This is a genomic window from Psychrobacter nivimaris, from assembly GCF_009812035.1.
GTDB classification, from domain to species: Bacteria; Pseudomonadota; Gammaproteobacteria; order Pseudomonadales; family Moraxellaceae; genus Psychrobacter; species Psychrobacter nivimaris.
In genome coordinates, this window is sequence record NZ_VZIZ01000007.1 from 204,785 (window position 1) to 230,754 (window position 25,970).

A 25,970-nucleotide genomic window follows, 5' to 3' on the forward strand; every position below is an offset into this window, starting at 1 on the left:
AAGTAAACGCTTGAATCGTCCATAGCGCTTCAAGCGGCATTAAATAAAGCACTGCAAGCATAAGACGCCATGAGCGTTATCAAAAATAAAGATTACTCAAATTATCACCCAAACGAAGGTAGCTCTAACTATGCCAAAACGTACCGACATAAAAAGCATTCTTATCATTGGCGCAGGCCCTATCGTCATCGGCCAAGCATGTGAGTTTGACTATTCAGGCGCACAGGCGTGTAAAGCACTAAAAGAAGAAGGCTACCGCGTCATCTTGGTCAACTCAAACCCTGCGACCATCATGACCGACCCTGTCATGGCTGATGCAACCTATATCGAGCCGATTACTTGGCAGACCGTTGAGCAAATCATTGCCAAAGAACGTCCTGATGCGATCTTGCCAACCATGGGCGGACAGACCGCGCTCAACTGTGCGCTAGAGCTAGACAAGCACGGCGTATTGACCAAGTATAACTGCGAGTTGATTGGCGCGACCAAAGACTCAATCGAGATGGCAGAAGACCGCAACTTGTTTGATAAAGCCATGAAGCGTATCGGCCTTGAGTGCCCTCGCGCTGAAACCGCTGAAACCATGGAAGAAGCCTTTGCTACTCAAGAAAAAATGGGCTATCCGTGTATTATTCGTCCATCATTCACGATGGGTGGTTCAGGCGGCGGTATCGCCTATAACCGCGATGAGTTCATTGAAATCTGTGAGCGCGGTTTTGATTTGTCTCCAAACCATCAATTATTGATCGATGAATCATTGATTGGTTGGAAAGAATACGAGATGGAAGTGGTTCGTGACAAAAACGACAACTGCATCATCATCTGCGCTATCGAAAACTTTGACCCAATGGGCGTGCATACCGGTGACTCAATCACCGTTGCGCCAGCACAGACCTTGACGGACAAAGAATACCAAATCATGCGTAATGCGTCATTAGCAGTACTGCGTGAGATCGGTGTTGAAACAGGCGGCTCAAACGTACAGTTCGGTATCAACCCTGATACTGGTCGCATGGTCGTCATCGAGATGAACCCACGCGTGTCACGCTCGTCTGCCCTAGCCTCAAAAGCCACTGGCTTCCCGATTGCCAAAATCGCAGCGAAACTGGCCATTGGTTACACGCTAGACGAATTGCAAAACGACATCACTGGTGGCAAAACGCCAGCGAGCTTTGAGCCTGCGCTTGATTATGTCGTGACTAAGATACCTCGTTTCAACTTCGAAAAATTCCCGCAAGCAGACAACATCCTATCGACTCAGATGAAATCGGTCGGTGAAGTGATGGCGATTGGTCGTAATTTCCAAGAGTCGATGCAAAAAGCCTTACGCGGTATGGAAACAGGTGCGGATGGTTTTGATGAGCAAATTGACTTATCAAAAGTAAGCGCCGAAAAAGCACGTAGCGAAATCATCAACCGCCTAACCATTCCAACACCTGAGCGTATCTACTACGTTGCAGATGCATTCCGCGTCGGTATGAGTGTCGATGAAGTGTTTAACTTTACTAAGATTGACCCATGGTTCTTGGTACAAATCGAAGACATCGTTAAAACAGAAGCTACCGTAAAATCACTGGGTTTTGGCGGCTTGAACGAGAAAAATCTACGCAGCTTTAAACGCAAAGGTTTATCAGATTTGCGCTTGGCTAAATTGCTAGGTATCTCACAAAAGCAACTACGCAAAAAGCGTTGGGATTTGAACGTCTATCCAGTCTATAAGCGTGTAGATACCTGTGCCGCAGAGTTTGCTACTAGCACGGCCTATATGTACTCGACGTACGATAGCGAATGTGAAGCAAACCCAACAGACAAAAAGAAAATCATGGTTATCGGCGGTGGCCCTAACCGTATCGGCCAAGGTATTGAGTTTGACTACTGCTGTGTACATGCAGCGCTTGCCATGCGTGAAGACGGCTACGAGACCATCATGGTCAACTGTAACCCTGAAACGGTTTCAACCGATTATGACACTTCTGACCGTTTATACTTTGAGCCAATCACATTAGAAGACGTGCTAGAGATTGTTCGTATCGAAAACCCTGATGGCGTGATTGTACAGTTCGGTGGTCAAACACCATTGAAACTTGCTCGTGCACTAGAATCAGCAGGCGTTAAAATCATCGGTACTAGCCCAGATGCAATCGACCGTGCCGAAGATCGTGAGCGCTTCCAGCATATGATTCAGCAGCTAAACCTAGTACAGCCATCAAACGCACTAGCAACCAGCTTGGAAGATGGCTTGGTTAAAGCAAAAGACGTAGGCTATCCATTGGTTGTACGTCCATCTTATGTATTAGGTGGCCGCGCGATGGAAATCGTCTACAACGAAGACGAGCTAAGACATTACCTACGTACCGCAGTTCAGGCTTCAAACGAAGCGCCTGTCCTACTCGATCGCTTCTTAGATGACGCTATCGAAGTCGACGTTGATTGTGTATGCGATGGTACTGATGTTGTCATCGGCGGTATCATGCAGCATATCGAACAGGCGGGTGTCCACTCAGGTGACTCAGCATGCTCACTACCGCCATACTCACTGTCTAAAGAGCTATGTGACGTGATGCGCGCACAAACGGTCGCTATGGCAAAAGAGCTAGGCGTTATCGGTCTAATGAACGTACAGTTCGCTGTAAAAGGCGAAACCGTATATATCCTAGAAGTGAACCCACGTGCTGCACGTACAGTACCGTTTGTTTCTAAGTGTATCGGTACTTCATTAGCACAGGTTGCTGCTCGCTGTATGGCTGGCACCTCGCTCAAAGACCAAGGTTTTACCACTGAAATTGTCCCAGCATTCTATGCGGTCAAAGAAGCGGTATTCCCATTCGCTAAGTTCCCAGGTGTTGACCCAATCTTGAGTCCTGAGATGAAATCAACGGGCGAAGTTATGGGCGTGGGCAAAACCTTTGGCGAAGCATTCTACAAAGCCATTATCGGTAGTAACGAGCGTCTGCCAGGTCTACCAACTGAAGGCGAGACAAAAACCGTCTTTATCTCAGTTCGTGACAGTGACAAAGCCCAAATCGCTCCGATTGCTCGTCAGCTTGCAGACTTTGGCTTTAAGATTGTCTCGACTACTGGCACACAAAAAGTACTGAGCGACGCTGGTATCGAAAGTCAGCAAATCAACAAGGTCACTGAAGGTCGCCCGCATATCGTTGATGCCTTGAAAAATGGCAAAATCGACCTTATCATCAATACCACTGAAGGTAAGCAAGCTCAAGAGGATTCGTTCTCTATTCGCCGCAGTGCGCTACAGGGCAAAGTATTCTACGTCACCACGTTAGGTGCCGCTGATGCCGTCTGCAAATCTTACGCGATTGACTTACCATTTGATGTTTATAAGTTACAAGATTTGCATGAGCAAGCAAAGTCTATTGACGTGGCTGAATAATTTCAGTAGATTAAGCATAACCGTTAGGCTTGCCTAAAAGCTCACTCAAGTATCGTTGTTTGCTTTAAATATAGCCAACCATGCTTGAGGAACGATACCTTTACCGTGATAGACCTAAAAAGCATAGTGGCTAAATTGCGACTATGCTTTTTATTACGTAAGCTTAAGTGCGCCTATGCTTGAATTGAGGTGAGATACACTCATAAATGATAGCCAACTTATTCATTACATCGTCTTAATTATCACTCTTTTATATTTTATATCCATTGCAACAACACTGACACCATCTCATTATGAGGTGGTGTGGTGTTATTGGTTTAAGGAAAAAACATGCAACGTTACCCAATGACTCCGCAAGGACACGCGGCTCTAGAAGCCGAATTAAAACAGCTAAAAAGTGTCGACCGTCCACGCATCACAGCATCAATTGCTGAAGCACGTGAACACGGCGATTTGAAAGAAAATGCTGAATACCATGCTGCCCGTGAGCAACAAGGTTTTTGTGAAGCACGTATTCGTGACATCGAAGCCAAACTTGGTGGCGCTCAAGTCATCGATCCTTCGACACTGCCAAAAGAAGGCCGTATCGTGTTTGGTGTCAGCGTCGTGATTGAAAACATGGACACCGAAGAAGAGAAACAGTACAAAATCGTTGGCGATGATGAGGCTGACTTTAAAGCTGGCAAAATCTCAGTCAACTCTCCAATCGCTCGTGGTTTGATTGGTAAATTCGAAGGCGACGAAGTGCGCATTGAAACGCCAAAAGGTGTAGTCGAATATGAAGTCATGAAAGTTATATACGACTAATAGCTACACTGCGTTCTAATCTATAAATTTGATGTTCTCAATTGAAGACAGTTTGAGAAATGTCTTTTAGATAGCAGCTTCGATGACAATAATTGCGCCTAGCTACTTAGTTATGCGACTCCATAGATGAAAACTGTACTACACATAAATAGCATTTATACCATTTCGGTTACACAATGCTGCTTTTATCCGTGATTTGTTTTGGCGCATAATTATTTGAGTTTGAGTGCACAACAGCTTCAATATTAAGTTTATTCAATAAGAAATAGTTAAGATTGAATAACTTTGATATAAGTCAACACTGCTGCGCTCTTACTAAAAATAATGATGGTCTGATCGCACACATAGGCTAATATCAGCACTACTACCCTCGTTATTTGGCATATTTTTCGGTGTCATTTAGCGGGGGTTTTGTTTATCTAGGCATTATCTATTGTTGTATTACTTACTATTATTTTTGAGGAGTCTTTTATGATTATGAACGATGGTTTTCAAGCGTTAACTACTAAAACGACTATGGCAAAAAATGCAACTCTGTCTGCATTACTAGCAGGTATCATGTTGGCCGCATCATCGGCCAATGCTGCCCCTGAGATTGCCATTAGCTCCTCTGCGAGCGGTAGCACCACGGTGGTCGAGCAATACTCTGATGGCAAAACTGCTACGATTACGGCGACACCAAACGGTATCACCATGCAAGACGGCATGCCGTACGCGGTGACTCAGGTGACCACTGTGCCACGCTACGTCGTACGTCAGTCTCCTGTTGTCCAAGGTACGACGACCGTTACTAGCGTACCAGTGACTAACTCTATTACCAATAAAGTCACTAAAGTAGATGTGATTACCACGCCTGCCAGCAGCGTGACGCAAGTACTACCTGTCGCAACCAATGTCACCCCGCCAGTGATTATGCAGCAGCCAGTGACCAATCAAGTAACGACAACGACGACAACTTTGGATACGTTGCAACTGACCCCAACTTTTAGCACGCCTGGCGTAGTCAATGCCAACACCAAAGTCATGAAAATTCTAAAAAATGCTGATGGACGTGAAGTTGCCGTTCCTGCCAATCATATTGCCCCTGGTGATGTGATTGAGTATCACACCACGTACACCAATACCACAGCACAGCCGGTTAATGACATCAACGCCATGATCTCATTACCAAGTGGCGTCCAGTTAGTCTCGTTAAATAGTCCTCTGCCGACGCTTGCTACCACTGGCGGAGACAGCTATCAAACCATTCAGCAAGTTGGTAATACGGTAGTTGTCCAAGAAAACTACTCTGGTCTAAAATGGAACTTGGTGAACTTTGATGCCAATGCGGCCAAAACCGTCGTCATACGTGCCAAGGTTCAATAAACATTAAACTGTCGCATATTATTATTTAACAGCTATCTGAATATGTAAAAGGTCTTGTGGACTAGCTCTAGTCAGCAAGACCTTTTTTTGGAAAAAAGCCAAGCACAGGTATTCACGATACTAGCCATTCCTCTCTTATTACTCGGTATTGCAGGTATCGTTGGCGGTTTGGTCATTGGATTATTATCTGAAAAAATCTTTATATAAATTCAAATCACATCCAAAAATTCAGATTTTTGTGACGACAACCGTTGTCGCATATCATTCTAACTTCACCTATAAATACAATGACTTAGCGATAATTTTGGTAAAATAGTCTCTCAATAATTAATTGGTAAAACGCGACTTATGGCAAACATCAATTATGAAAGATTACAGGGCAAACTCAATATCTTGGCCGATGCTGCCAAGTATGATGTCTCTTGCTCATCCTCCGCTGGTACTCGTAAGAACCAAGGCGGCGGACTAGGTGATGCCTCAGCAACAGGTATCTGTCACAGCTACACCGAAGATGGTCGCTGCGTCAGCCTATTAAAGATTCTTTTGACCAATCACTGCATTTATGACTGTGCTTATTGCACTTCACGTAAAAGCAATGACACGCCGCGCGCTGCGTTTAGTGTGGAAGAAGTCGTCGACTTGACCATGCAGTTTTATCGCCGTAACTATATCGAAGGGCTATTTCTCAGCTCTGGTATCTTTAAAAGTGGCGACTATACAATGGAGCGACTGGTCGAAGTCGCCAAACTCTTACGTACGCGTGAGCGCTTTAATGGTTACATCCATCTAAAAACCATCCCAGGTGCCTCAAAAGAACTGCTGCTAGAAGCAGGGTTATATGCGGATCGTTTGAGCGTCAATATTGAGATTCCAACCAAATCAGGGTTGGCTTTGCTTGCGCCAGAAAAATCTCATGATCAATTAAAAGCACCGATGGAGACGGTAAAAGAAGAAATCATCACCATTCGTGAAAGCCGTAAAACTCACAAAAAAGCACCTAAGTTCACGCCAGCAGGTCAGACCAGTCAAATGATTGTCGGTGCGAGTAACGAGACTGACTTGCAGGTGATTCAGCTATCGAGTCACTTCTACAAAACGTATGATCTCAAGCGGGTCTATTACTCAGGTTATGTACCTATGCTCTCTGATAATCGCTTGCCTGCGATTGGAACGCCTGTGCCGATGGTACGAGAGAATCGTCTGTATCAGGCAGATTGGTTAATGCGCTTTTATGGTTTTGGCGCGCATGAGATTGTGGAGCCAGAGTCGCCATTTTTAGATTTAGACTGCGATCCAAAGCTTGCTTGGGCAATACGCCATCGCGAGCATTTCCCAGTCAATATCCAGACAGCGACTTATGAAATGATAGTGCGTATCCCAGGTATCGGTACAAAAACTGCTAAAAAAATCGTCAAAGCACGTAAGTTCAATCAATTAACGCTATACCATCTAAAAAAGATGGGCGCTGCGGTCAACCGTGCTAAATACTTCATCGCGACCACTGGCAAAAACGAACACCTTGCTCATTTAACGCGCGATAATTTCCGTCAGTATGTATTGGCTCAAACGCAAACCAAGTTTAACGATCAACGTACTGGGCAGTTGGCTTTATTTTAGAATGGCTCTAGATAGTGGGTGCTAGAGAAAGTTGCCATCTGGCTACTGTATTTATAATAAAAATTTAGGATAAAACATGTCAGCACTTATGCAAAACGACTCTTACGCTGTCGGTCAATTGACGCCTAGCATTGTACTGTATGAGCCTAGCTTTGAAGGTTGGCTGAGTGCTGTGTTTTATGTCTATGCCAATCGTCTGCAAAATGATATGTCACTGAAACTAACTGCGCAAGATTGCTATGTGCCATCACTCATCGCTCAGGCGACTAGCGTGGCAACTGATGAGGATAGAGCCGAGCGTGTGTTGGTCAAATTAAATACCCTATTAGGTCGCTCAGGCATGCGAAATATCTTATGGGGTTTTTTATCAGAAAAGGATGATATCGGTACGACATTGTTTCGTGTGGTCAAATACGCCATCGACTACCCTAGCCGTCAGATTATGCAGGATTTGGGTAATTTGGACGTGCTTGAACTGGTGCAGACAGTCAAATCGGTTGGCCGTGAGAAACATCGTATGGAGGCGTTTGTACGTTTTGAGCATACAACCGATGATATTTATTTTGCACGTGTAGAGCCTGATTTTAACGTATTGCCACTCATCGGAGAGCACTTTCGTCAGCGCTATCAAGATCAACACTGGGCGATCTATGATCTGACTCGGGGCTATGGCATCTATTACGATAAAAGTAATAGCACACCATCACGTCCAGCAAAGCTACAAACCATCACCGACCTCGATGATGCGGTACTACTCAACCCTGCTAGCATCCATAGCCCTGATGAACAGCGCTATCAAAAATTCTGGCAAGGGTATTTTACCAACGTCAATATCAAAGAGCGCAAAAACCCTAAGCTGCATAAACAATATCTCCCGCAGCGCTACTGGAAATACTTGAGTGAAAAACAAGTACTTCCCAATGCTGAGCACTTACAAAAACGACGCTAATGGCTTTTGGTGCTTATTAATTAATCTACGTCTTACGCTTATATAGTCTAAAAACCGCCTATCTGACCTCATCTTTTTATCTTGATGGTTGAGTTTTAATCGCTTTTAACTGACAATAGCAAATTGATATTACTAACCGGTAACCAACGCTATTATGAAAGTTATGCGCTTACTGTCGTCTCTAAAGCATGATGAATCCGAGCGCGGCATTTTTCATCTTGGGCGGGCATTGGTCAAAAATGAGCATACCTCTATCATTGTCTCGAGTGCCGATGAAGACAACGACTTGGTCAGACGTCTCAAACGTGATGGCAATATTTACCATCAGTTGCACGTGAATAAAAAGTCTTGGCTATCGCTATTGCAAGTCTCTGCCCTACGGCATTTGATAGAAAAGTACGAACCCGATGTCATTCATGTACATTCGCGTACCCCTGCATGGATATTACATTTGGCACTGCGCCGCGCACGCGTCAGGCGTTTTCCCAAACTGGTCTCGACTATGTATGGGTTTTATCCTATTAATAAATACTCTCAAGCCCTACTCAATGTTGATACGATAATCACCGTATCTGACAGTGTCACTCAATACTTAAAAAAAGGACTGCGCCTCGAAGACGTAGATCCCAAAGTCATCACGCGTATCTATCGTGGTATCGACACTCGGCGCTACCCTTATCGTCATAATCCTTCGGTCTATTGGTTACGTCATACCTTTGCTGAATACCCTGAGCTTGAGCACAAAAAATGGCTCGTATTCCCAACTGTAATCGGTAATGAGTACGGACAAGAGTGGCTGATAGATATTTTGGGTAACCTGCAAGAGCAATTCCCCAATATTCACGTTATTATTATGGATGAAGACTATAAAGACGGCGATGTCGCTCATGAAGATTTTCGTCAACGTACTAACAGCTTGGGACTGGCTGAGCGCATTACCTATGTGGGCAGCAAACGTAATGATATGCGAGAATGGCTATCGGCGGCCAACATTGTCATGGCACTTGCCAATGAGCCCGAGTCAATCGGTATCAATGCCCTACAAGCCATACATCTAGGTACGCCAGTCATTGGTTGGGATCAAGCAGCCTTTAGCGAGATTTTACAACCGCTCTACCCGCAAGGACTGGTAAAAAAATATAATGCCAATGCGCTCTGTAAAGCGGTTAGAAATCAGCTAGAGAGCGTGACGCGTCCTGAAATGACCAACAAATTCACCATGCGTGAGATGATTGAAAAGACGCTTGAAGTCTATCAAAGCTTACATGATGCAGCGCTTGCCGAAGAACAAGCAAAAGCAGATGCTATCGCAGTTCGACGCATCAAACGCAGTCTGAAGAAAGCATCTAAACCTGCGCTCAACGTCGCTGTAAAAAATATTGAACCTGTTGCTAAAAATCCAAAAATAAAGCTAACTAAAGAAAAATCGAAGACAACGCATAATGTAGATACGACAGAAGACAATCAATAGCCATAAATACTTGTCATTCTGACGATGCCAAACCTCGCCTAACGGGTGATGTTTGTATCGCCTCATATGCCAATTTTTTGATTTGTAATGACGCGGTCATCGTACCCCAATATGATGATATAAATGATGCACTCGCCATCGAGCAGCTTGAAAAAGTCTTTCCTCAGCATCAGGTAGTGGGAGTACGAACAAGAGAGATTGTTTTTGGTGGCGGTAATATTCACTGTATTACGCAACAGCAACCAGAACCATCCATCAAAGGCAGTAACTAAAAGTACCCGCATAAAAATATAGACCCAAATGGATTTTGAACCCAATAATATTTTAAAATAAAGGACATAATATGAGCGATTATCAAGTTAATAACCCAGCCACTGGTGAAGTAGAAGCCACTTACCCTACCGCCACTGAACAAGATATCCAACAAGTCATTGAACAAGCAGACACTGCTTATCAAGATTGGCGTAAAGTGCCATTAAATGAGCGCAGTGCACTACTGCATAAAATCGCTGATATCTATCTTGAGCGTCAAGACGAGCTATCACGTATCGTTGCCAACGAGATGGGCAAACCTGTTGCCCAAGCGAAAGGTGAGATTGGTCTGGTTGCTGATATCTATCGCTACTATGCAGACAACGCTGAGCAGCTACTAGCGCCAAGCACTATTGATGTAGACTCAGGGTCAGCGTCGGTAGAAAAGCACCCTGTAGGCGCGCTACTAGGTATCATGCCGTGGAACTATCCACATTACCAAGTAGCCCGTTTTGTCGCGCCAAACTTTATGGCAGGTAATACAATTATCTTAAAACACGCACCGCAGTGTCCAAATACAGCAGAAATTATCGTCGATATCTTTAAAGATGCAGGCGTACCTGAAGGCGTTTATAACAATATCTTTGCAACCAATGAGCAATCAGCGACCATTATCAATGACACACGCGTACAAGGTGTCTCGCTAACAGGTTCTGAACGCGCTGGACAAGCGGTCGCAAAAGAAGCTGGCGGCGCACTCAAAAAGGTCGTTTTAGAATTGGGCGGTTCAGATGCCTTTATCGTTGCAGCAGATGCCGATATCGAGCAAGCGATACAAGGCGCTATCTCTGGTCGTTTTGGTAATACTGGACAAGCCTGTAATGCTGCCAAACGTTTGATCGTCATTGAATCCGTATATGATAAATTCGTTGAAGGCTTTACCAATGCGGTCAGTAACATGACTTTGGCCGACCCGCTTAAAGAAGATACGTTCATTGGCCCAATGTCATCAAAAGCCGCTGCGGTCAACTTGCAAGCGCAGCTAGACAGTGCTATCCAAGCAGGTGCGACAGTATTGGTAGAAGGCGGCATGGATAAAGACAAGCCTGGCGCTTGGTTTAAACCTGCGGTACTGACAGATGTGACAGAATCCATGGACGTATATCGTGAGGAGCTGTTTGGTCCTGTAGCAGTCGTCTATAAAGCAAATGATATCGACCATGCTATCAAGATTGCCAACGATGTGCCTTTCGGTCTGGGTGCGTCTATCCAGACGCAAGATGCGGCACTGGCTGCTGAAATCGCAGACAAACTAGAAGTGGGTATGGTCACTATCAATGCGCCTTCTGGTTCTGAAGCCAATACACCATTTGGCGGTGTTAAACGTTCAGGCTTTGGCCGTGAGCTTGGCACTCTTGGCATCACCGAGTTCTTAAATTATAAGCTGATTCGTGATAAGTCTTAATAGATTAAAACCTTAGTGAAATAAAAAAAGCCTAACGTTTGACGTTAGGCTTTTTTATTAACGATAAGTAAGTCTACTTTTTATATGGATTTTCTTATTTTTAGTTGACGATATCGAACATCAAAGACTTGGTTAATCTCATTGATCATACTCATTTCACGAAATCTAAAGCTTAGACGTAGTTATTTTTCTACGCATGTTCAAGAGTATTACGATTGCAAGTATTTCAGAACGCCAAAAAAGGCCTCATATCAAATATTAGGTTTTTTCGTTAGGATATTTTTATTCATTATTTTTACGTTAAATTGTCTCTACATAGTTAGATGATGCGATGTCGAGTACACTGCCAAAAACTAGAAAAATGTCGTTCTGTTTATTAAATATAATATCGGGCAGTAGCAGCACCTCAATCTATCACCTGACACTCGAAACTCATAGCTTTCTCAATGAGACGCTAATACTATTATTTTTCTAAAGCAAAAAAGGCGTCATTGACTAAGTGGTCCTCTTGATTAAAACGAACATATATCCCTTCACTGTCCTTTGTTGCATACCAATACTCATCATTTGCACTAATATTTATTTGGAAAAACTTATTGCTTATAATATTACCGACAGTGTAGACCGAGCCTTCTACAAAAAAATCGTTGCCACAAATACATTTTAGTTTATCTCCACTTCTGATCATATAGCTAACCTTCACGACAACGATAATAGTAAACAAGAGTGAGCTATTTTACTTTTTTATCGTTAAATGTCAATATGCGAATATTATGCTAGTTGATTATTTAACAAAAATAATTAAGACTCTCATCTAATCAAGAAAGGATAGAAAACGACTTTAAGTAAATTATTACTGTCCTAAATGTGTAAACTCATTTTTGAACAGAACAAAAACAACAAAAAAAGCCTAACGTTTGACGTTAGGCTTTTTTATGCAAAGGTAATTAAAGTAAGTCTACTTTTTATATGGATTTTCTTTTAACCATTGTTGATTAACAATTTTGAGCTCATGCAGCTCATGATCCATAATCTCTTTACTCTTACCAGGATTCTTCATCGATGCATAGCCATACATTGCGCCGCCAAGAACCGTCCAACCAAGGAATATCCACCACTCGATAGGAACAAGAGCTGATGGCATACCCGGTAGATAAAGCGCCAACATACCGAGACTTAAGATAATAGTGATGATGCCAACCAACTTACCTGCTGGTACTCTAAACGGACGTACCATATCAGGCTCACGGTAGCGCAGCACTAGGAAAGACAGGGCCACACAAGTATAAGCAATAACGATACCGAACCCACCAGCATCTACAATCCATACTAGCATTTTGCGACCAAATAATGGCGCAAGTGTCGCTAGACCACCGATCAATAAAATCGCATTGACGGGCGTATTGTATTTCGGATGCAGTTTGCATAAAAACTGCGGCAACATGTGCGTTTTGCCCATAGCATATAGCAGACGACTACCACCAATAAGAAACGCGTTCCAGCTCGATAAAATACCTAGCACGCCGCCAATAACTAGCAAGGTGCCTGCCCACTTACCATTCCAAGCATTGGTCATCGCATCAGCCGTTGCCAATGTTGAGTCTTGCGCTTGTAATAGTGGTAATGTTTTACCCACACTCCAAGCGACAGCCACGTACCAAAGCACCGCGATAATAATAGAGACAATCAAAAATTTTCCGATATTTGGACGGGTAAGATTGATTTCTTCTGCAGCTTGCGGAATAACATCGAAGCCAACGAATAAGAACGGTACCATTACCATCACAGTCATGATGCCACCCATACCACCGATGAAGTTAGGCGCTTGTACTGTATTAGAGGTTTCAGGACTAAACATCAATGCCCCAACGAACAGTAATATACCTACACAGAAAATACCCACGACTGCCAGCTTTTGAAACCAAGCACTGACCTCCATACCGCGTATATTTAGCCATGTGACAATGATTGAACCAAGCATCCCAACAGCGACCCATGTGGCATATACGTCCCAGCCAGCGATATTCCAAAGATACCCTTGGCTGTAATTAGGAATGACATATTCAACAACGGTCGGTAATGCCACCGCTTCAAAAGCAACGACGGAAAAATAACCAAACAAAATACTCCATGAGCAAATAAAGGATACATTGACCCCTAGTGCTCGGTGGGTATAAGTATGCTCACCGCCAGTAATTGGCATAGAGGCCGCAAGTTCAGCATACGTCACACCAATCAACACAACTACCAGACCGCCTATCAAAAAGGCGCTAATTGCGCCCCATATACCTGCTGAGATGATCCAACTACCTGCCAATACAACCCAGCCCCAACCGACCATTGCACCGAATGCCAGTGCAATGATATCGAACACCCCTAGCGACTTTTTTAATTCAGACATAACCTACTCCTTGTCTGTGTTTCATCCGTGTGAACCTTTTACGGTTACACCATGTTTATGTCGTGCGACAGCACTCATCCTATTTACTATTTGCGTTGTTTCACATCAGACCGCCTATGTGCCATTTGGGTATTCAGGCACAAATATTCAGGCACAAAAAAAACGGCGTCTTGACTTGCAAGGCGCCGTCTAACAACATACTCAAATGGAGTGTCATAAGGGCAACCTTGCCGTTATTTTAAATATAACCTTCTAACCAACTTTGCAGTTTGGTTAGAAGTGATCCATCGCTTAAATAAATGACACTCAGTACTTATTACGCAGTTAATATGCCGCCAATGATATCAAGGCCCTCTTGTAATACGTCATCTTCAACCGTCAATGGCACCATCACACGAATGGCATTGCCATACATACCACAAGACGCTAGTAGCAAGCCTTGCTCAAATGATTTGGCTTTTAGATTGTTTGCTGCTGCTGCATCAGGTTTGCCTTCGCTATCGATCAATTCAAACGCTAGCATAGCGCCTTTATAACGAATATGACCGATGCTGCTTAGGTCTAAGCCTTTCAAGAATGCAGCAATGGTATCGCCAATCACCACACTACGCTCAAGCAAGTTTTCTTCTTCAATGACTTCCATAACAGCGAGTGCTGCCACACAGGCTAGTGGATTACCAGAGTAAGTACCGCCTAGGCCACCGACTTGCGGCGCATCCATAATGTCAGCACGGCCGATGACCGCAGAGATAGGATAGCCGCCTGCTAAGCTCTTGGCAGTCGTCATAAGGTCAGGCTCAACACCTAACTGCTCACCCGCAAATAGCGTACCGGTTCTGGCGAAACCACACTGTACTTCATCAAAAATAAGCACGATGCCATGCTCATCACAGATGTCGCGTAGCGCTTTGGCAAATGATGGCGTTACTTGATGGAAACCACCCTCGCCTTGGACTGGCTCGATGATCATTGCCGCCACTTCACTAGGATCGATGTCTGCTTGGAAGATCATGTCAAGGCTATGCAGCGCTTGTGCTTCTGTCACGTTCAACTCTTCTGCAGGGAACAACGCATGGAACACAGGTCCTGGCATCGGGCCAAAGTTCTTTTTGTATGGCAATACTTTACCAGTCAAGCTCATACACATCATGGTACGACCATGCCAGCCGCCAACGAAAGAAATCACGCCTGGACGACGGGTTTTAGCACGAGCAATCTTGATGCAGTTTTCGACCGCTTCTGCGCCAGTGGTCAAAAAGAACGCTTTTGTCGGACCAGTAATAGGCGCTCTTTCACACAACTTTTCAGCCAAATCCACATAGCACTCATAGTTGATCATTTGTGCCGCAGTGTGCGTAAATTTGTCTAGCTGCTCATGCACACGCTGAGTGATTTTTGGATGGCTGTGACCCGTGTTCAATACTGAGATACCACCGACAAAGTCGATATAGCGCTTGCCTTCGATGTCCCAGATTTCTGAGTTCTTTGCTTTTTCTGCAAAGATAGGAAAGGCAACCCCAAGTCCTGTTGGTAAAACAGCTTTGCGGCGCTCAAGTAATGATTGATTGGTAGTCGTCATGGGAATGTCCTTTTCTGTGTTCGTAACATAAGTGCCATCTAGAGATTGGCGGTTTATTTGATGTTTATCTTTGTACTCACTAGATATCAAATGGTGCTTGTTTGACCCAAAACACCATAGATATCTAAAAATTTGCGCTAGTTGATACTTTATTAATTGTTACTTTGCTAACCATTAATCCAACTCATTAGGTTATGGCTATTAGGTGATATCAGAACACCAGTATTTGGTCGTGATATAGTCTTCGATACCGTATTTTGAACCTTCACGGCCAAAGCCAGACTGCTTCACACCGCCAAATGGGGCAACTTCTGTAGAAATTAGACCAGTATTATGACCGATAATGCCGTACTCCAACCCTTCTGTAACACGCCATGAGCGTGCATAGTCGCTACTATAGAAGTAAGCGGCCAAGCCATAGATAGTATCGTTAGCAGCACGGATAACTTCTGCTTCGTCTTTGAAGGTAAAGATAGTCGCAATCGGTCCAAAGATTTCTTCAGAAGCGATATCCATATCACTACTAATATCAGTGATAACGGTTGGGTTATAAGTCAGTTCTGAAGCATCATTGACACTACCACCAGTGACCAGCTTTGCGCCCTTGTCTAGCGCATCTTTTAGCAAGGCTTGGACTTTATCTAAGGCTTTTTTGTTGACTAGAGGGCCAATATCTACGCCTTCTTCTAAGCCGTTACCTACTTTTAATTCAGCAACTTTTTTGACAAAGATATCTAAAAATTCGTCTTTAATGCTGTCTTGAACGTATACGCGGTTGGCGCAAACACAGGTCTGACCAGCATTGCGATATTTAGAAGCGATTAAACCAGCAGCGGCTTTCTCTAGATCGGCGTCATCAAAGACGATAAATGGCGCATTGCCACCCAACTCTAACGATAGCTTCTTAATAGTTGGCGCGCATTGTGCCATCAACGTACGGCCTACTTCTGTAGAGCCTGTGAATGACAATTTATGAATGCGAGCATCACCCGTTAGGATGTCGCCGATGACAGAAGACTTACCAGTGACGACCTGAATGACGCCAGCTGGAATACCCGCTTGCTCTGCCAATATACCCAGTGCCAATGCAGAGTAAGGTGTCTCGGTGGCTGGTTTGACGATAATCGTACAGCCCGCTGCTAGTGCAGGAGCAACTTTACGCGTGATCATCGCAGCTGGGAAGTTCCAAGGCGTGATAGCGGCACAAACACCGACTGGCTGCTTGAGAACGACATGACGTAGATGTGTGCTATTAGCAGGAATCACATCACCATAGACGCGTTTGCCTTCTTCAGCAAACCAACGGATAAAGCTGTTGGCATAACCCACTTCACCACGTGATTCAGTCAGCGGCTTGCCTTGTTCAGCGGTCATGATAATGGCCAAATCTTCTTTATTGGCATCGATCAGATCAGCCCACTTTTGCAATAACTCTGCACGCTCTTTGGCTGTTTTTGCTGCCCAGTCTGCTTGGACATCATGAGCATAAGCAACGGCTTCGTTGACATCTTCTGTGGTCAGACTTGGTACAGTACCAATGAGCTCGCCATTAAAAGGATTGTTTACATCAAGTACAGCTTCATCACTAGCAGCATGCCAGCCGTCTTTGATGAAGCAAGATTGTTTGAGTAAATCTGGATTTGATAACTGCAGCGCGTGTGACATGTTGACGCTCCTTGTCATATAGGGTGTATTTATAAGAATGGATAAAATAGTAAGTCGTAAATAATTATTGATAATTTATTTTTTGTTCAATATACTGAACACGTATTCTATATACGAGACGTTATTATAAGAACGATATGACGCGATTTGCAACCCTTAATCTCATTATTTTAAAAATTATCTTGTACTTCTATCTTTTATTTCATTTTATTTACTTTTATAGGTTACTTATGAGCTCGACTGCCGTGCCTGCGCTAGACAAAACCTTTCAGATTTTAGACTTAATTACTGATAGCTCACAGCCTCTGACAGCGGCTCATATCGCAAAAGAGCTTGGGCTACCGCGTAGCTCCACTCACAACATTTTGCAAAGTCTATTGACCAAGCATGTCATTTATAAAGACCCTGAAAGCCGTTTTTATTTGGGTTCATATTTGATGTATTGGGCAGGAAAATACGAGCAGCAGCAAGGCGTCACCCAGTTGTTTAAAGATTTGATTGTGCAGTATCCGGTGCTCCTTCAGCACACGGTTACCTTATCCAAACTGGATTTGGGAGAGGTGGTGTTTTTGGCATGCCACGAGTCTCCTGCTCCGCTTGGCTTTACTTTTCGTGCAGGTGTTCGTGTACCTGCGGTATTTTCTGCAACTGGCAAGGCTATGCTATCTACGTTATCTATGGACAGTATCAAATCATTGTATAAAGATGCCTTTCCAACGCCTATGACCCAGCATGGGGTCAAGAATTTTACGGATTTATCCGCTGAGCTTGCAGCGACTCAGAAAAGTAGATTGTCACTCGATGATGGACAGTTGCGCGATGGGATGTACTGCTTGGGCACTTATATCCGTAACGCATCAGGCAATGCGGTCGCTGGTATGGCAGTGAGTTTTTTGCAAGGGGAGTATGAGTCTAAGCGGGCTGAGGTCAGTGCGGTATTGATTGAATTGGCGGAGCAAATTGAGCAGCATTTAGGCTTCAATCCTAACGCTGAAAGGTAGCGTTAGGATTGAATATCAGTGCAGGTCTAAAAAATATAAACCAAAAAACTCTGTTAAACGACCCCATCGGCTTTTAGTTTAGCAATCATCTCACTGTCATAACCTAAATCAGCAAGCGTACTATCAGTGTGTTCGCTTAACTGCGGTGGCGGCGTACGATAGCTGACTGGTGATGCGGATAACTTAATAGGGTTACCAAGTGCGCGTACTGGACTGCCTTGCTCGGTGAAATTAACAATCATATTCCTCGCTTGCGCTTGCGGCATGGCCAAGGCTTCAGCCACATTATGAATCGCGCCGCATGGAATACCTGCCTGATCTAAAACCTCTAGCCAATAGGTACGTGGTTGCTCAGAAAATTTCTTGCTCAGCGCACCGCACAGCAGTTCGCGATTGGCAACGCGTTGTGGATTGGTCGCAAAGCGCTCATCGGTATGCCAATCAACTGCGAGCACCTCACACAGTTTGGCAAACTGACTGTCATTACCACAGGCTAAAATAAAGTGCTGCTCACCCTCGCCAGCAAATACTTGATACGGCACGATATTAGGATGCTGATTGCCTAGCCTTGGCGGTATCTTATCTGAGGCCAAATGATTCATGCCGACATTGGCAAGCATGGCGAGTGCACTATCAAGCAATGCCACATCGACGTGTTGTCCAAGTCCAGTACGATGACGCGCCAATAGTGCCGCTTGTATGCCTATCGTCAGCTGCAAACCTGCAAACAAATCAACCACTGCCACACCAACTTTGTGCGGCTCGCCATCGCTTGGACCCGTGATACTCATCAGCCCTGACAATCCTTGGATAATATAATCATAACCAGGCCGCGCAGCATCTGGTCCTGTCTGCCCAAACCCTGTCAATGACGCATAAATCAGACGCGGATTGTCTTGTTTTAAGCTGTCATAATCCAAGCCGTATTTTTTCAGACCACCGACTTTGAAGTTCTCAACCAAAATATCACTCTCAGCGATCAGCTGCTTAATGATGTCTTGCCCTGTCGGCGTAGTGATATCTACCGTCAGCGATTTTTTATTGCGGTTAATCGTAGCGTAATAAGCAGAGGTGTCATCGCTGAATGTTGGCGGTGCCCAATGACGAGTCTCATCACCGATATGTGGACGCTCAACTTTGATAACTTCGGCACCAAGATCAGCAAGTACTTGTGTGCAAGAAGGGCCAGCAAGCACTCTCGATAAATCGAGCACCTTGATACCATGCAATGCGCCCTTTGGCATATTAGCCATATCAATCATATCTGTCATGAGATTCCCTTACTCTGTGGCGTATTCTTCGATTTTCTGATTAGAAAATTGTTATTCAGGATGTAATTACAAAGTAGTTAAATCATGAATAACAACTGAAAAACGTACGCTACTGTTAATGCTCTTTTGATAAAAAGCCAAGCAGTAACGTACGTCATAAAATACAGCTGTACCAAAAATTATTAGCTAAAAACGCTTAAAAGAACGCTTGAATGCCTGTCTGTGCACGGCCTAGGATAAGCGCATGAATATCATGTGTACCCTCGTAAGTGTTGACGGCTTCCAAGTTCATCACGTGACGGATGATGTGGAACTCATCAGAGATACCGTTACCACCATGCATATCACGAGCGATACGAGCGATATCCAGTGCCTTACCGCAGTTATTACGTTTAATGAGTGAAATCATTTCAGGCGCTGCGTTGTCTTCATCCATCAGACGACCGACACGTAGCGCTGCTTGTAAGCCCAAGGTAATTTCTGTCTGCATATTGGCAAGCTTCAACTGCACGAGCTGCGTTGCCGCTAGCGGACGACCAAACTGCTTACGATCGAGCGTGTATTGACGGGCGGCTTTCCAGCAGAATTCAGCCGCACCCATCGAACCCCAAGCGATACCATAACGGGCTTTGTTCAAGCAGCCAAATGGTCCTTTTAGACCACGGATATCTGGGAAAGCATTGGCTTCAGGAACGAATACTTTGTCCATGACTATCTCACCCGTAACTGACGCACGTAGTGAAAACTTGCCTTCGATTTTCGGCGCAGATAATCCTTTCATACCTTTATCTAAAACAAAACCACGAATCTCTCCAGCATCATCTTTTGCCCAGACGACAAATACGTCTGCGATAGGACTGTTGGTGATCCACATTTTGTTACCCGTCAGCTCATAGCCGCCATCTACAGCGCGCGCACGAGTAGACATTGATGAAGGATCTGACCCTGAGTCTGGCTCAGTCAAACCAAAGCAGCCAACATACTCACCTGTGGCAAGTTTAGGCAAATAACGCTCTCTCTGCTCTTCAGTACCGTATGCATGGATAGGATGCATAACCAAGCTTGACTGTACGCTCATCGCTGAACGGTAGCCCGAATCAACGGCTTCCACTTCCTTGGCAATCAGACCATAGGCGACACTTGATAGACCAGCACAGCCATAACCTTCAATCGTGACGCCTAGCAGACCCATCTCACCCATTTGACGCATGATATTACGGTCAAAATTCTCGTTACGATTGGCCTCAATAATGCCAGGCATCAACTCTTTTTGAAAAAACTGACGCGCGCTGTCGGTGACCATACGCTCTTCTTCAGTGAGCTGGTCACGTAGTAAAAAAGGATCTTCCCAATCAAAACGTGGGCTGGTAGATGTTGCCATGTGGATCTCCTTGGTATCAGTCATCCTGACTGACGAATAGTGATTGATACATCATTTGGTCTAACAAGTCATTGACTTCATTATTCCGCTGTGCGAAACTTAGTTTCATAATTTAAAACCATTTAACCAAACTTTCGCTGCCCTGTAAACCTTTATCAAAAAAAGATGAGTATAAAATGACAAAACCCTTATCAACAGCTACTCCGCTACTCGAACGTATGCATGCGACAATGAGTCAAAACAAGGAAGAGAATGACCGACAGTTTGTGACGGCACTGGGTCGTGGATTGGTCATACTGGCTGCCTTTGAACATGATGAGCAGCTCACCCATCAGCAATTGTGTCAGATGACAGATTTGCCAAAAGCGACCATTACCCGTCTTATCCACACATTGACTATGCTGGGATTTTTGCGTACTAATGAGTACGGACAGTATCAATTGGGCAGTAGTGCAGTACGTCTCAGTGCTACCGCGTGGAGTCGCCACGACATGGTGGCAGCGGCTGAACCACTATTACGTCAGTTCGCTAGTGAGAATGAAGTATCGGTGAATTTGGCAACCGAAGTCGAAGGAGAAATGCGCTATCACGCCTGCTGCCGTAGCCCTGCTCGTCTATCGGTCAACTTACAGGTTGGCTCCGCTGTACCTATCGCACGCACTGCTATTGGACGCGCTTTTTATGCGGCAAGCTCGCAAGCGAGACAGGCGATCATCATTAATAATCTCCAAGAGAATTTATCTGTTGAGGAATTCAACCATGCACAAGATGCCCTAGCTAGCTCAGCAGAGCATTATGAAAAATACGGCTATACCGTGTCTGATGGGGAGTTTTCTACTGACATACTGGCAGTCGCGGTTGGGGTCTATGATGTCGCAACAGGACAATACGCGTATTCGCTGAATGCTAGTGTGCCAAGTGCCAACTGGGAAGCGGATGAGTATGCTGCGATGATAGTGCCTAAGTTGCAGGCATTAGCGGAGCAGATTGGTGGTGGGATTTAAAGCAGTAATATGGTGAAGATATAAGCCTTCTAGCCAGTCATAATTTTTCTATTGATATAGACTAAAGGACTGGTTAATTGGCTGGCTCTTTAGCGTCCAACACCCACACCACATCATGCCCGACAAAATAAGTATGATGGTCCGCCACTTCTATGTTATAGACGTAGTCTTCATAAGGATTGGGGCAGACATCGTTATAGCGTCGCATCTGCTCGTGAATACTACCCTCTAACAATCCTGTTGCATTACCATATCTTTCAATGTTATTAAGAACTATCTTATGTCTACCTAAGTTAATTATCTTATTTTCTCTTACTATTTTACCCTCATGCACTAAAGGTGAGTTTGCAAACTCAATAAAGCTTTCAGAGGAGTGTGTATATAAACCACCCATGTCTTGATCTAGTCTAGTATTTAAAGTTTTATAAAGATCAGGGTCTATAATAAAGGGTGCCTTTTCATTAATAAGCAACTTGGCATCGGAAGTTTGCATATTGACGGTTTTGATTTCTTCTTTGAACGCTTCTTCTGTATTGGCTAAACTAACAAACTCGTAGCCATCATCCGTAAATCTCACAAACTGAACCAGACCATCTGTCTCCCATAAGTCATGTTCCTCAATACTTTGAGTATACGCTGTACCTTCAGGGAAGTTCGGTAAGGTGCGTACAGGGATAAACGAATAATCATCAAGCGCAATCGTATCAACATGAGCAGACGTTAGATATCCAGCTGGCAAGTGCTCTGCCGATAGCCATTCACCTTTCGTATCTTCAGGCTGGCGAGTTACCCAAAATGGGTGGTTACTGGTACATAAGATATAGTTTCTACCTTTTTTACCTTGTTTGGCTACCGTTTCGTTAAAGTATTCAACTTTAAAGATTCTTTCCTTTTTCGGAGATGTAAACGTACTTATGACAGGCTTATATTCTATATCACCAATGCCACTTTCAGGCTTGGAGAGCACAGGCTTTGATAAAATTAAGTCACCTACTTTAATATCTTGAATTGGCACTAGACCTTTATCCGTATGGACGAGCGTTCCCGCTACAAATCCTTTGTTGTTCATGTACTTTCCTTTTACTGTTTTTATTATTGATGCAATTAGTTATTTGAACTGGCGTCATGCACCCATAGTCCTGCTCGACCAATGAAGTAGGTATGGTTGTCTACCACCTCAAAATTATAGACAGTTGCCTGATATAAAATATGTTCACCTTGCGCGTTGGTCAATTGATTGAACATACGCATGGTGCCTCCATTATCTTCAATATGTTGACCCAAATAGCCTTTCTCCTGATAAAAGCTAATGTCATTAACATATCCCATACCCTTATATTCTACTTCGCTGTAGTCGAGCATGTGCGCTTCGGCATCTTGCACATAATCATCGTAGTAGTCTTCATGATAATGCTTTTGATACCAAAAATAGTTTGGATTACTCTCCAAATCTTCATGAGCGATTTGATAGGTAGGTTGCACACGCTCAACGGTATACATTACGCCATCGGTATTCACAGCAATCTCATACTGTTGTAGTTCGTCCACACGTTTAAAGTAAGGCTGATCATAGAACTCAATATCTTCCTGTGGATTTTCCATGGCACCGACTACCCAAACAGGGTGATTGGGCGTCGCTAGAAAACTACTAAAGCGGCTAGCTGATTGGATTTTTTCATCAGCAAGCAAATAGTTTTGAATATCAAAATTTTCATCACCTGGTTTTAATCTATAAGGTGAAGTATGATTTCTCTCTAAACGCACGATCCATACCGCTTTGTCTTCATGCACAAAGGTCTTGACCACAGGCTTATACTCTATGTCACCACTACCATCTTCAGGCTTGGAGAGTACAGGCTTTGATAAAACTAAGTCGCCCACTTTGACATCCTGAATCGGTACTAAGCCTTTATCCGTATGAATAAGGGTACCTGCCACGAATCCTGTGTTATTCATGTCTTATCCTTTTTGATCTTGTCGTTTTAACCCATCAAACCTCAGTCCAAACTTTAGCAGATACTTACGCAGTCGGTCGCTGTCGTTATTGCTTTTTAGCTGATTTCTAGAGTTGGCATACAGATAGCGCCCTGCTGGCGCTTGGTTTCTATGATTAATACAAATCTCAATCACACATGCCAATTGCACCGCATCAAATGGATCAATAGTTGTCAGCATGTCTTCATCGAAATATCTTCTTAAAATATTATGGCTACCCTGCTCGATGGTTTTCGCTATCTAAAGTAGCATATGAGCTATTTTTAATCACTTTATTGCATATACTGTCATTACTTGTTTGTGCAACCGAACTAACGCAGCTCCTAACGAAAGTGATTCTGACCAAACTGTTACCCATTGATACCGACGTAATGACGTCATGCGTGTATGATGTACGCGACAAATGTAAGCATCTTATCTATATCAATCATTACTATTGAGCCTCGCTATGCCTGAATCTCGTACCAATCTAAACCCTGAACCAAAAACCAGCTCGCCGTATTTTATCGGATTATTACTTCGCTATAGTACGTTTGGCGCGGCGATTTTAATTCTATTAGCGGGTTTATTGTTGGTAAGTTGGTGGCTGATTGTAATCGGTGGTTTGGCTGTGGCGCTTGGTATTTATGATTTGATTCAGTCCAAGCACGCGATATTGAGCAACTACCCTGTCGCTGGACATATTCGCTATGTATTGGAAGATTTCCGTCCTGAGATTCGCCAGTACTTGCTTGAGGACGATAAAGAACAAGTACCGTTCTCACGTCAGCAGCGTGCGCTAGTCTATCAACGTGCTAAGAACGTCAGTGACACCAATGCCTTTGGTACGTTGGATAATCTATATACTCATGGCAAAGAGTGGTTTTTGCAATCCACCATCAGTGCACCACTAGAGAACAAAGATTTTCGTATCATGGTCGGCGGTGAGCGTTGTCAGCAGCCGCACGATATGTCGGTATTCAATATCTCCGCGATGAGCTTTGGCAGCCTGTCAGCCAACGCCATCATGGCGCTCAATCAAGGCGCAAAACTCGGCGGCTTTACTCATGACACGGGCGAAGGCGCTATCAGCCCCTATCATCGCAAGTTCGGTGGTGATTTGATTTGGGAGTTGGGTACGGGTTATTTTGGTTGCCGCGATAATGATGGTAACTTTGATCCACAGTCTTTTGCCGAAAAAGCCATTGATCCACAAGTTAAAATGATCGAAATCAAGCTGTCACAAGGCGCTAAGCCTGGTAAAGGTGGCGTCCTACCCTCTAGCAAAATCACGCAAGAGATTGCGGATACTCGTCAAGTACCTACGGGTCAAGATTGCATCTCACCCTCCTCGCACACTGCATTTAGTACACCGCGCGAGCTTGTCGCCTTTTGGCAACAGCTACGTGACTTATCTGGCGGCAAGCCTGTTGGTTTTAAACTATGCGTGGGTCAACCTTGGCAGTTTATGGCAATTGTCAAAGCCATGATCGAGACGGATAACTATCCTGATTTTATCGTTATCGATGGTGCTGAAGGCGGCACAGGTGCAGCGCCCGTCGAGTTTATGGACAATGTCGGCATGCCAATGGTCGAAGGGTTTTTGCTGGTACATAATACCTTGGTCGGTGCAGGTATTCGTGACAAAATTAAGCTTGGTGTTAGTGGAAAAATCGTATCAGGCTTTGATATCGCGCGCATGATTGCGCTAGGTGCCGATTGGTGTAACTCAGCACGTGGCTTTATGTTTGCAGTCGGCTGCATTCAGTCGCGCTCTTGTCATACCAACACTTGCCCGACAGGTGTGGCAACTCAAGACCCTTACCGTCAAAAGGCGCTCGACGTCCCTAGTAAGGCTGAGCGTGTTGCAAGTTTCCACAAAAACACGCTAAAATCGCTTGCCAGTATCGTAGGCGCGGTCGGTTTACAGCATCCTAGCCAATTACAGCCGTATCATATCGCACGCCGCTTAGACGATGGGCAGATTAAGCTATTGTCCAAGTTTTTCTATTTTGCTGATAAAGGTGCGCTGCTAGATCATAGCGCCCGTGCCGACGTATTTAACCAGATGTGGGTCATGGCAAGCCCTGATAGCTTCTTAGCCAACAACGATGCGCTCATTGCTTATAACAAGGACTCACGCGATAAGGGCAAAGAGACTGGCGCACCAACAGAACACAGCGCTGGATATAATTCTGAGCACTTGACCAATCTCACCGATGGTGGACGATTAATTGGTAATGTGAATAATACAATCCGCGACTTCCCGCCTGCTAGCGACTGAATCAGCGCCTAAATCGTTGTACTTAAAAGGTAGTGATGTAAGTGTAATTAAGCAGTAGATAGCAACCAAACTTAAATAATTTATACATTA

At 44.3% G+C, this 25,970-nt stretch carries 20 protein-coding genes; 11 read left to right on the forward strand and 9 right to left on the reverse strand.

Annotated features, from left to right (window positions below):
- Positions 1 to 130 precede the first annotated feature (130 nt).
- The 8 genes from carB to FQV37_RS03560 all read left to right on the forward strand — a co-directional run bounded on the left by carB (position 131) and on the right by FQV37_RS03560 (position 11,320).
- On the forward strand, positions 131 to 3,394 hold the full coding sequence (gene carB, locus FQV37_RS03525; protein WP_102091162.1) for a carbamoyl-phosphate synthase large subunit: 3,264 nt from the start codon (positions 131 to 133) through the stop codon (positions 3,392 to 3,394).
- A gap of 330 nt (positions 3,395 to 3,724) precedes the next feature.
- Positions 3,725 to 4,201 (forward strand): transcription elongation factor GreA, encoded by a 477-nt coding sequence (gene greA / locus FQV37_RS03530; RefSeq protein ID WP_057760725.1) that lies wholly within the window; start codon positions 3,725 to 3,727, stop codon positions 4,199 to 4,201.
- 471 nt (positions 4,202 to 4,672) lie between these two features.
- Positions 4,673 to 5,566 (forward strand): hypothetical protein, encoded by an 894-nt coding sequence (locus tag FQV37_RS03535; protein WP_240990932.1) that lies wholly within the window; start codon positions 4,673 to 4,675, stop codon positions 5,564 to 5,566.
- A gap of 348 nt (positions 5,567 to 5,914) precedes the next feature.
- The gene (locus tag FQV37_RS03540) at positions 5,915 to 7,183 is read left to right on the forward strand and encodes a putative DNA modification/repair radical SAM protein (RefSeq protein ID WP_057760729.1); all 1,269 of its coding nucleotides are present in this window, start codon (positions 5,915 to 5,917) and stop codon (positions 7,181 to 7,183) included.
- Between the two features lie 76 nt (positions 7,184 to 7,259).
- A complete protein-coding gene (locus FQV37_RS03545) occupies positions 7,260 to 8,132 on the forward strand; it encodes a TIGR03915 family putative DNA repair protein (protein ID WP_160021319.1) in 873 nt (290 codons plus the stop codon).
- A gap of 154 nt (positions 8,133 to 8,286) precedes the next feature.
- Positions 8,287 to 9,603, forward strand: coding sequence for a glycosyltransferase family 4 protein (locus FQV37_RS03550; RefSeq protein WP_160021320.1), 1,317 nt, complete (start codon positions 8,287 to 8,289; stop codon positions 9,601 to 9,603).
- A 2-nt stretch (positions 9,604 to 9,605) separates the two neighbouring features.
- A complete protein-coding gene (locus tag FQV37_RS03555; protein WP_338103977.1) occupies positions 9,606 to 9,875 on the forward strand; it encodes an agmatine deiminase family protein in 270 nt (89 codons plus the stop codon).
- A gap of 71 nt (positions 9,876 to 9,946) precedes the next feature.
- Positions 9,947 to 11,320 (forward strand): NAD-dependent succinate-semialdehyde dehydrogenase, encoded by a 1,374-nt coding sequence (locus tag FQV37_RS03560; protein WP_160021321.1) that lies wholly within the window; start codon positions 9,947 to 9,949, stop codon positions 11,318 to 11,320.
- Positions 11,321 to 11,783: 463 nt separating this feature from the next.
- On the opposite strand, the gene FQV37_RS03565 is transcribed toward FQV37_RS03560, so the two are convergent.
- From FQV37_RS03565 to FQV37_RS03580, 4 genes are all read right to left on the reverse strand, one after another.
- Positions 11,784 to 12,008: a hypothetical protein gene (locus tag FQV37_RS03565; RefSeq protein WP_160021322.1), complete on the reverse strand. Its 225-nt coding sequence runs from the start codon at positions 12,006 to 12,008 to the stop codon at positions 11,784 to 11,786.
- 270 nt (positions 12,009 to 12,278) lie between these two features.
- A complete protein-coding gene (locus FQV37_RS03570; protein ID WP_160021323.1) occupies positions 12,279 to 13,721 on the reverse strand; it encodes an APC family permease in 1,443 nt (480 codons plus the stop codon).
- Between the two features lie 316 nt (positions 13,722 to 14,037).
- The gene (gabT, locus tag FQV37_RS03575; RefSeq protein WP_160021324.1) at positions 14,038 to 15,300 is read right to left on the reverse strand and encodes a 4-aminobutyrate--2-oxoglutarate transaminase; all 1,263 of its coding nucleotides are present in this window, start codon (positions 15,298 to 15,300) and stop codon (positions 14,038 to 14,040) included.
- A 201-nt stretch (positions 15,301 to 15,501) separates the two neighbouring features.
- Positions 15,502 to 16,965, reverse strand: a complete 1,464-nt coding sequence (locus tag FQV37_RS03580) for an NAD-dependent succinate-semialdehyde dehydrogenase (protein WP_160021325.1) — start codon at positions 16,963 to 16,965, stop codon at positions 15,502 to 15,504.
- Positions 16,966 to 17,195: 230 nt separating this feature from the next.
- Here FQV37_RS03580 and FQV37_RS03585 point away from each other — a divergent pair, with 230 nt between their 5' ends.
- Positions 17,196 to 17,966 (forward strand): IclR family transcriptional regulator, encoded by a 771-nt coding sequence (locus tag FQV37_RS03585; protein WP_160021326.1) that lies wholly within the window; start codon positions 17,196 to 17,198, stop codon positions 17,964 to 17,966.
- Between the two features lie 53 nt (positions 17,967 to 18,019).
- Here the strand turns inward: FQV37_RS03585 and FQV37_RS03590 are convergent, their stop codons facing one another.
- Positions 18,020 to 19,228 carry a CaiB/BaiF CoA transferase family protein gene (locus FQV37_RS03590; RefSeq protein WP_160021355.1) on the reverse strand — a complete coding sequence of 403 codons (1,209 nt, stop codon included), beginning with the start codon at positions 19,226 to 19,228 and terminating at the stop codon, positions 18,020 to 18,022.
- A 205-nt stretch (positions 19,229 to 19,433) separates the two neighbouring features.
- The gene (locus tag FQV37_RS03595) at positions 19,434 to 20,618 is read right to left on the reverse strand and encodes an acyl-CoA dehydrogenase (protein ID WP_160021327.1); all 1,185 of its coding nucleotides are present in this window, start codon (positions 20,616 to 20,618) and stop codon (positions 19,434 to 19,436) included.
- A gap of 176 nt (positions 20,619 to 20,794) precedes the next feature.
- Here FQV37_RS03595 and FQV37_RS03600 point away from each other — a divergent pair, with 176 nt between their 5' ends.
- Positions 20,795 to 21,622, forward strand: coding sequence for an IclR family transcriptional regulator (locus tag FQV37_RS03600; RefSeq protein WP_160021328.1), 828 nt, complete (start codon positions 20,795 to 20,797; stop codon positions 21,620 to 21,622).
- A gap of 73 nt (positions 21,623 to 21,695) precedes the next feature.
- On the opposite strand, the gene FQV37_RS03605 is transcribed toward FQV37_RS03600, so the two are convergent.
- The 3 genes from FQV37_RS03605 to FQV37_RS03615 are packed head-to-tail and all read right to left on the reverse strand — an operon-like array spanning position 21,696 to position 23,797.
- Positions 21,696 to 22,691, reverse strand: coding sequence for a Hint domain-containing protein (locus tag FQV37_RS03605; RefSeq protein ID WP_160021329.1), 996 nt, complete (start codon positions 22,689 to 22,691; stop codon positions 21,696 to 21,698).
- 35 nt (positions 22,692 to 22,726) lie between these two features.
- The gene (locus tag FQV37_RS03610) at positions 22,727 to 23,578 is read right to left on the reverse strand and encodes a hypothetical protein (protein WP_160021330.1); all 852 of its coding nucleotides are present in this window, start codon (positions 23,576 to 23,578) and stop codon (positions 22,727 to 22,729) included.
- 3 nt (positions 23,579 to 23,581) lie between these two features.
- Positions 23,582 to 23,797, reverse strand: coding sequence for a hypothetical protein (locus tag FQV37_RS03615; RefSeq protein ID WP_160021331.1), 216 nt, complete (start codon positions 23,795 to 23,797; stop codon positions 23,582 to 23,584).
- Between the two features lie 268 nt (positions 23,798 to 24,065).
- Between FQV37_RS03615 and FQV37_RS03620 the strand changes: the two genes are divergently transcribed.
- Positions 24,066 to 25,880: an FMN-binding glutamate synthase family protein gene (locus FQV37_RS03620; protein WP_160021332.1), complete on the forward strand. Its 1,815-nt coding sequence runs from the start codon at positions 24,066 to 24,068 to the stop codon at positions 25,878 to 25,880.
- The last annotated feature ends 90 nt before the right edge of the window (positions 25,881 to 25,970 follow it).

Coding starts and splice junctions, on each gene's coding strand:
- FQV37_RS03535 (WP_240990932.1), top strand. CDS start 4,673: ATGATTATGAACGATGGTTTTCAAGCGTTAACTACTAAAACGACTATG.
- FQV37_RS03605 (WP_160021329.1), bottom strand. CDS start 22,691: ATGAACAACAAAGGATTTGTAGCGGGAACGCTCGTCCATACGGATAAA.
- FQV37_RS03595 (WP_160021327.1), bottom strand. CDS start 20,618: ATGGCAACATCTACCAGCCCACGTTTTGATTGGGAAGATCCTTTTTTA.
- FQV37_RS03560 (WP_160021321.1), top strand. CDS start 9,947: ATGAGCGATTATCAAGTTAATAACCCAGCCACTGGTGAAGTAGAAGCC.
- FQV37_RS03585 (WP_160021326.1), top strand. CDS start 17,196: ATGAGCTCGACTGCCGTGCCTGCGCTAGACAAAACCTTTCAGATTTTA.
- FQV37_RS03590 (WP_160021355.1), bottom strand. CDS start 19,228: ATGATTGATATGGCTAATATGCCAAAGGGCGCATTGCATGGTATCAAG.
- FQV37_RS03580 (WP_160021325.1), bottom strand. CDS start 16,965: ATGTCACACGCGCTGCAGTTATCAAATCCAGATTTACTCAAACAATCT.
- FQV37_RS03540 (WP_057760729.1), top strand. CDS start 5,915: ATGGCAAACATCAATTATGAAAGATTACAGGGCAAACTCAATATCTTG.
- gabT (WP_160021324.1), bottom strand. CDS start 15,300: ATGACGACTACCAATCAATCATTACTTGAGCGCCGCAAAGCTGTTTTA.
- greA (WP_057760725.1), top strand. CDS start 3,725: ATGCAACGTTACCCAATGACTCCGCAAGGACACGCGGCTCTAGAAGCC.
- FQV37_RS03600 (WP_160021328.1), top strand. CDS start 20,795: ATGACAAAACCCTTATCAACAGCTACTCCGCTACTCGAACGTATGCAT.
- FQV37_RS03550 (WP_160021320.1), top strand. CDS start 8,287: ATGAAAGTTATGCGCTTACTGTCGTCTCTAAAGCATGATGAATCCGAG.
- FQV37_RS03570 (WP_160021323.1), bottom strand. CDS start 13,721: ATGTCTGAATTAAAAAAGTCGCTAGGGGTGTTCGATATCATTGCACTG.
- FQV37_RS03615 (WP_160021331.1), bottom strand. CDS start 23,797: ATGCTGACAACTATTGATCCATTTGATGCGGTGCAATTGGCATGTGTG.
- FQV37_RS03620 (WP_160021332.1), top strand. CDS start 24,066: ATGCCTGAATCTCGTACCAATCTAAACCCTGAACCAAAAACCAGCTCG.
- FQV37_RS03545 (WP_160021319.1), top strand. CDS start 7,260: ATGTCAGCACTTATGCAAAACGACTCTTACGCTGTCGGTCAATTGACG.
- FQV37_RS03610 (WP_160021330.1), bottom strand. CDS start 23,578: ATGAATAACACAGGATTCGTGGCAGGTACCCTTATTCATACGGATAAA.
- FQV37_RS03565 (WP_160021322.1), bottom strand. CDS start 12,008: ATGATCAGAAGTGGAGATAAACTAAAATGTATTTGTGGCAACGATTTT.
- carB (WP_102091162.1), top strand. CDS start 131: ATGCCAAAACGTACCGACATAAAAAGCATTCTTATCATTGGCGCAGGC.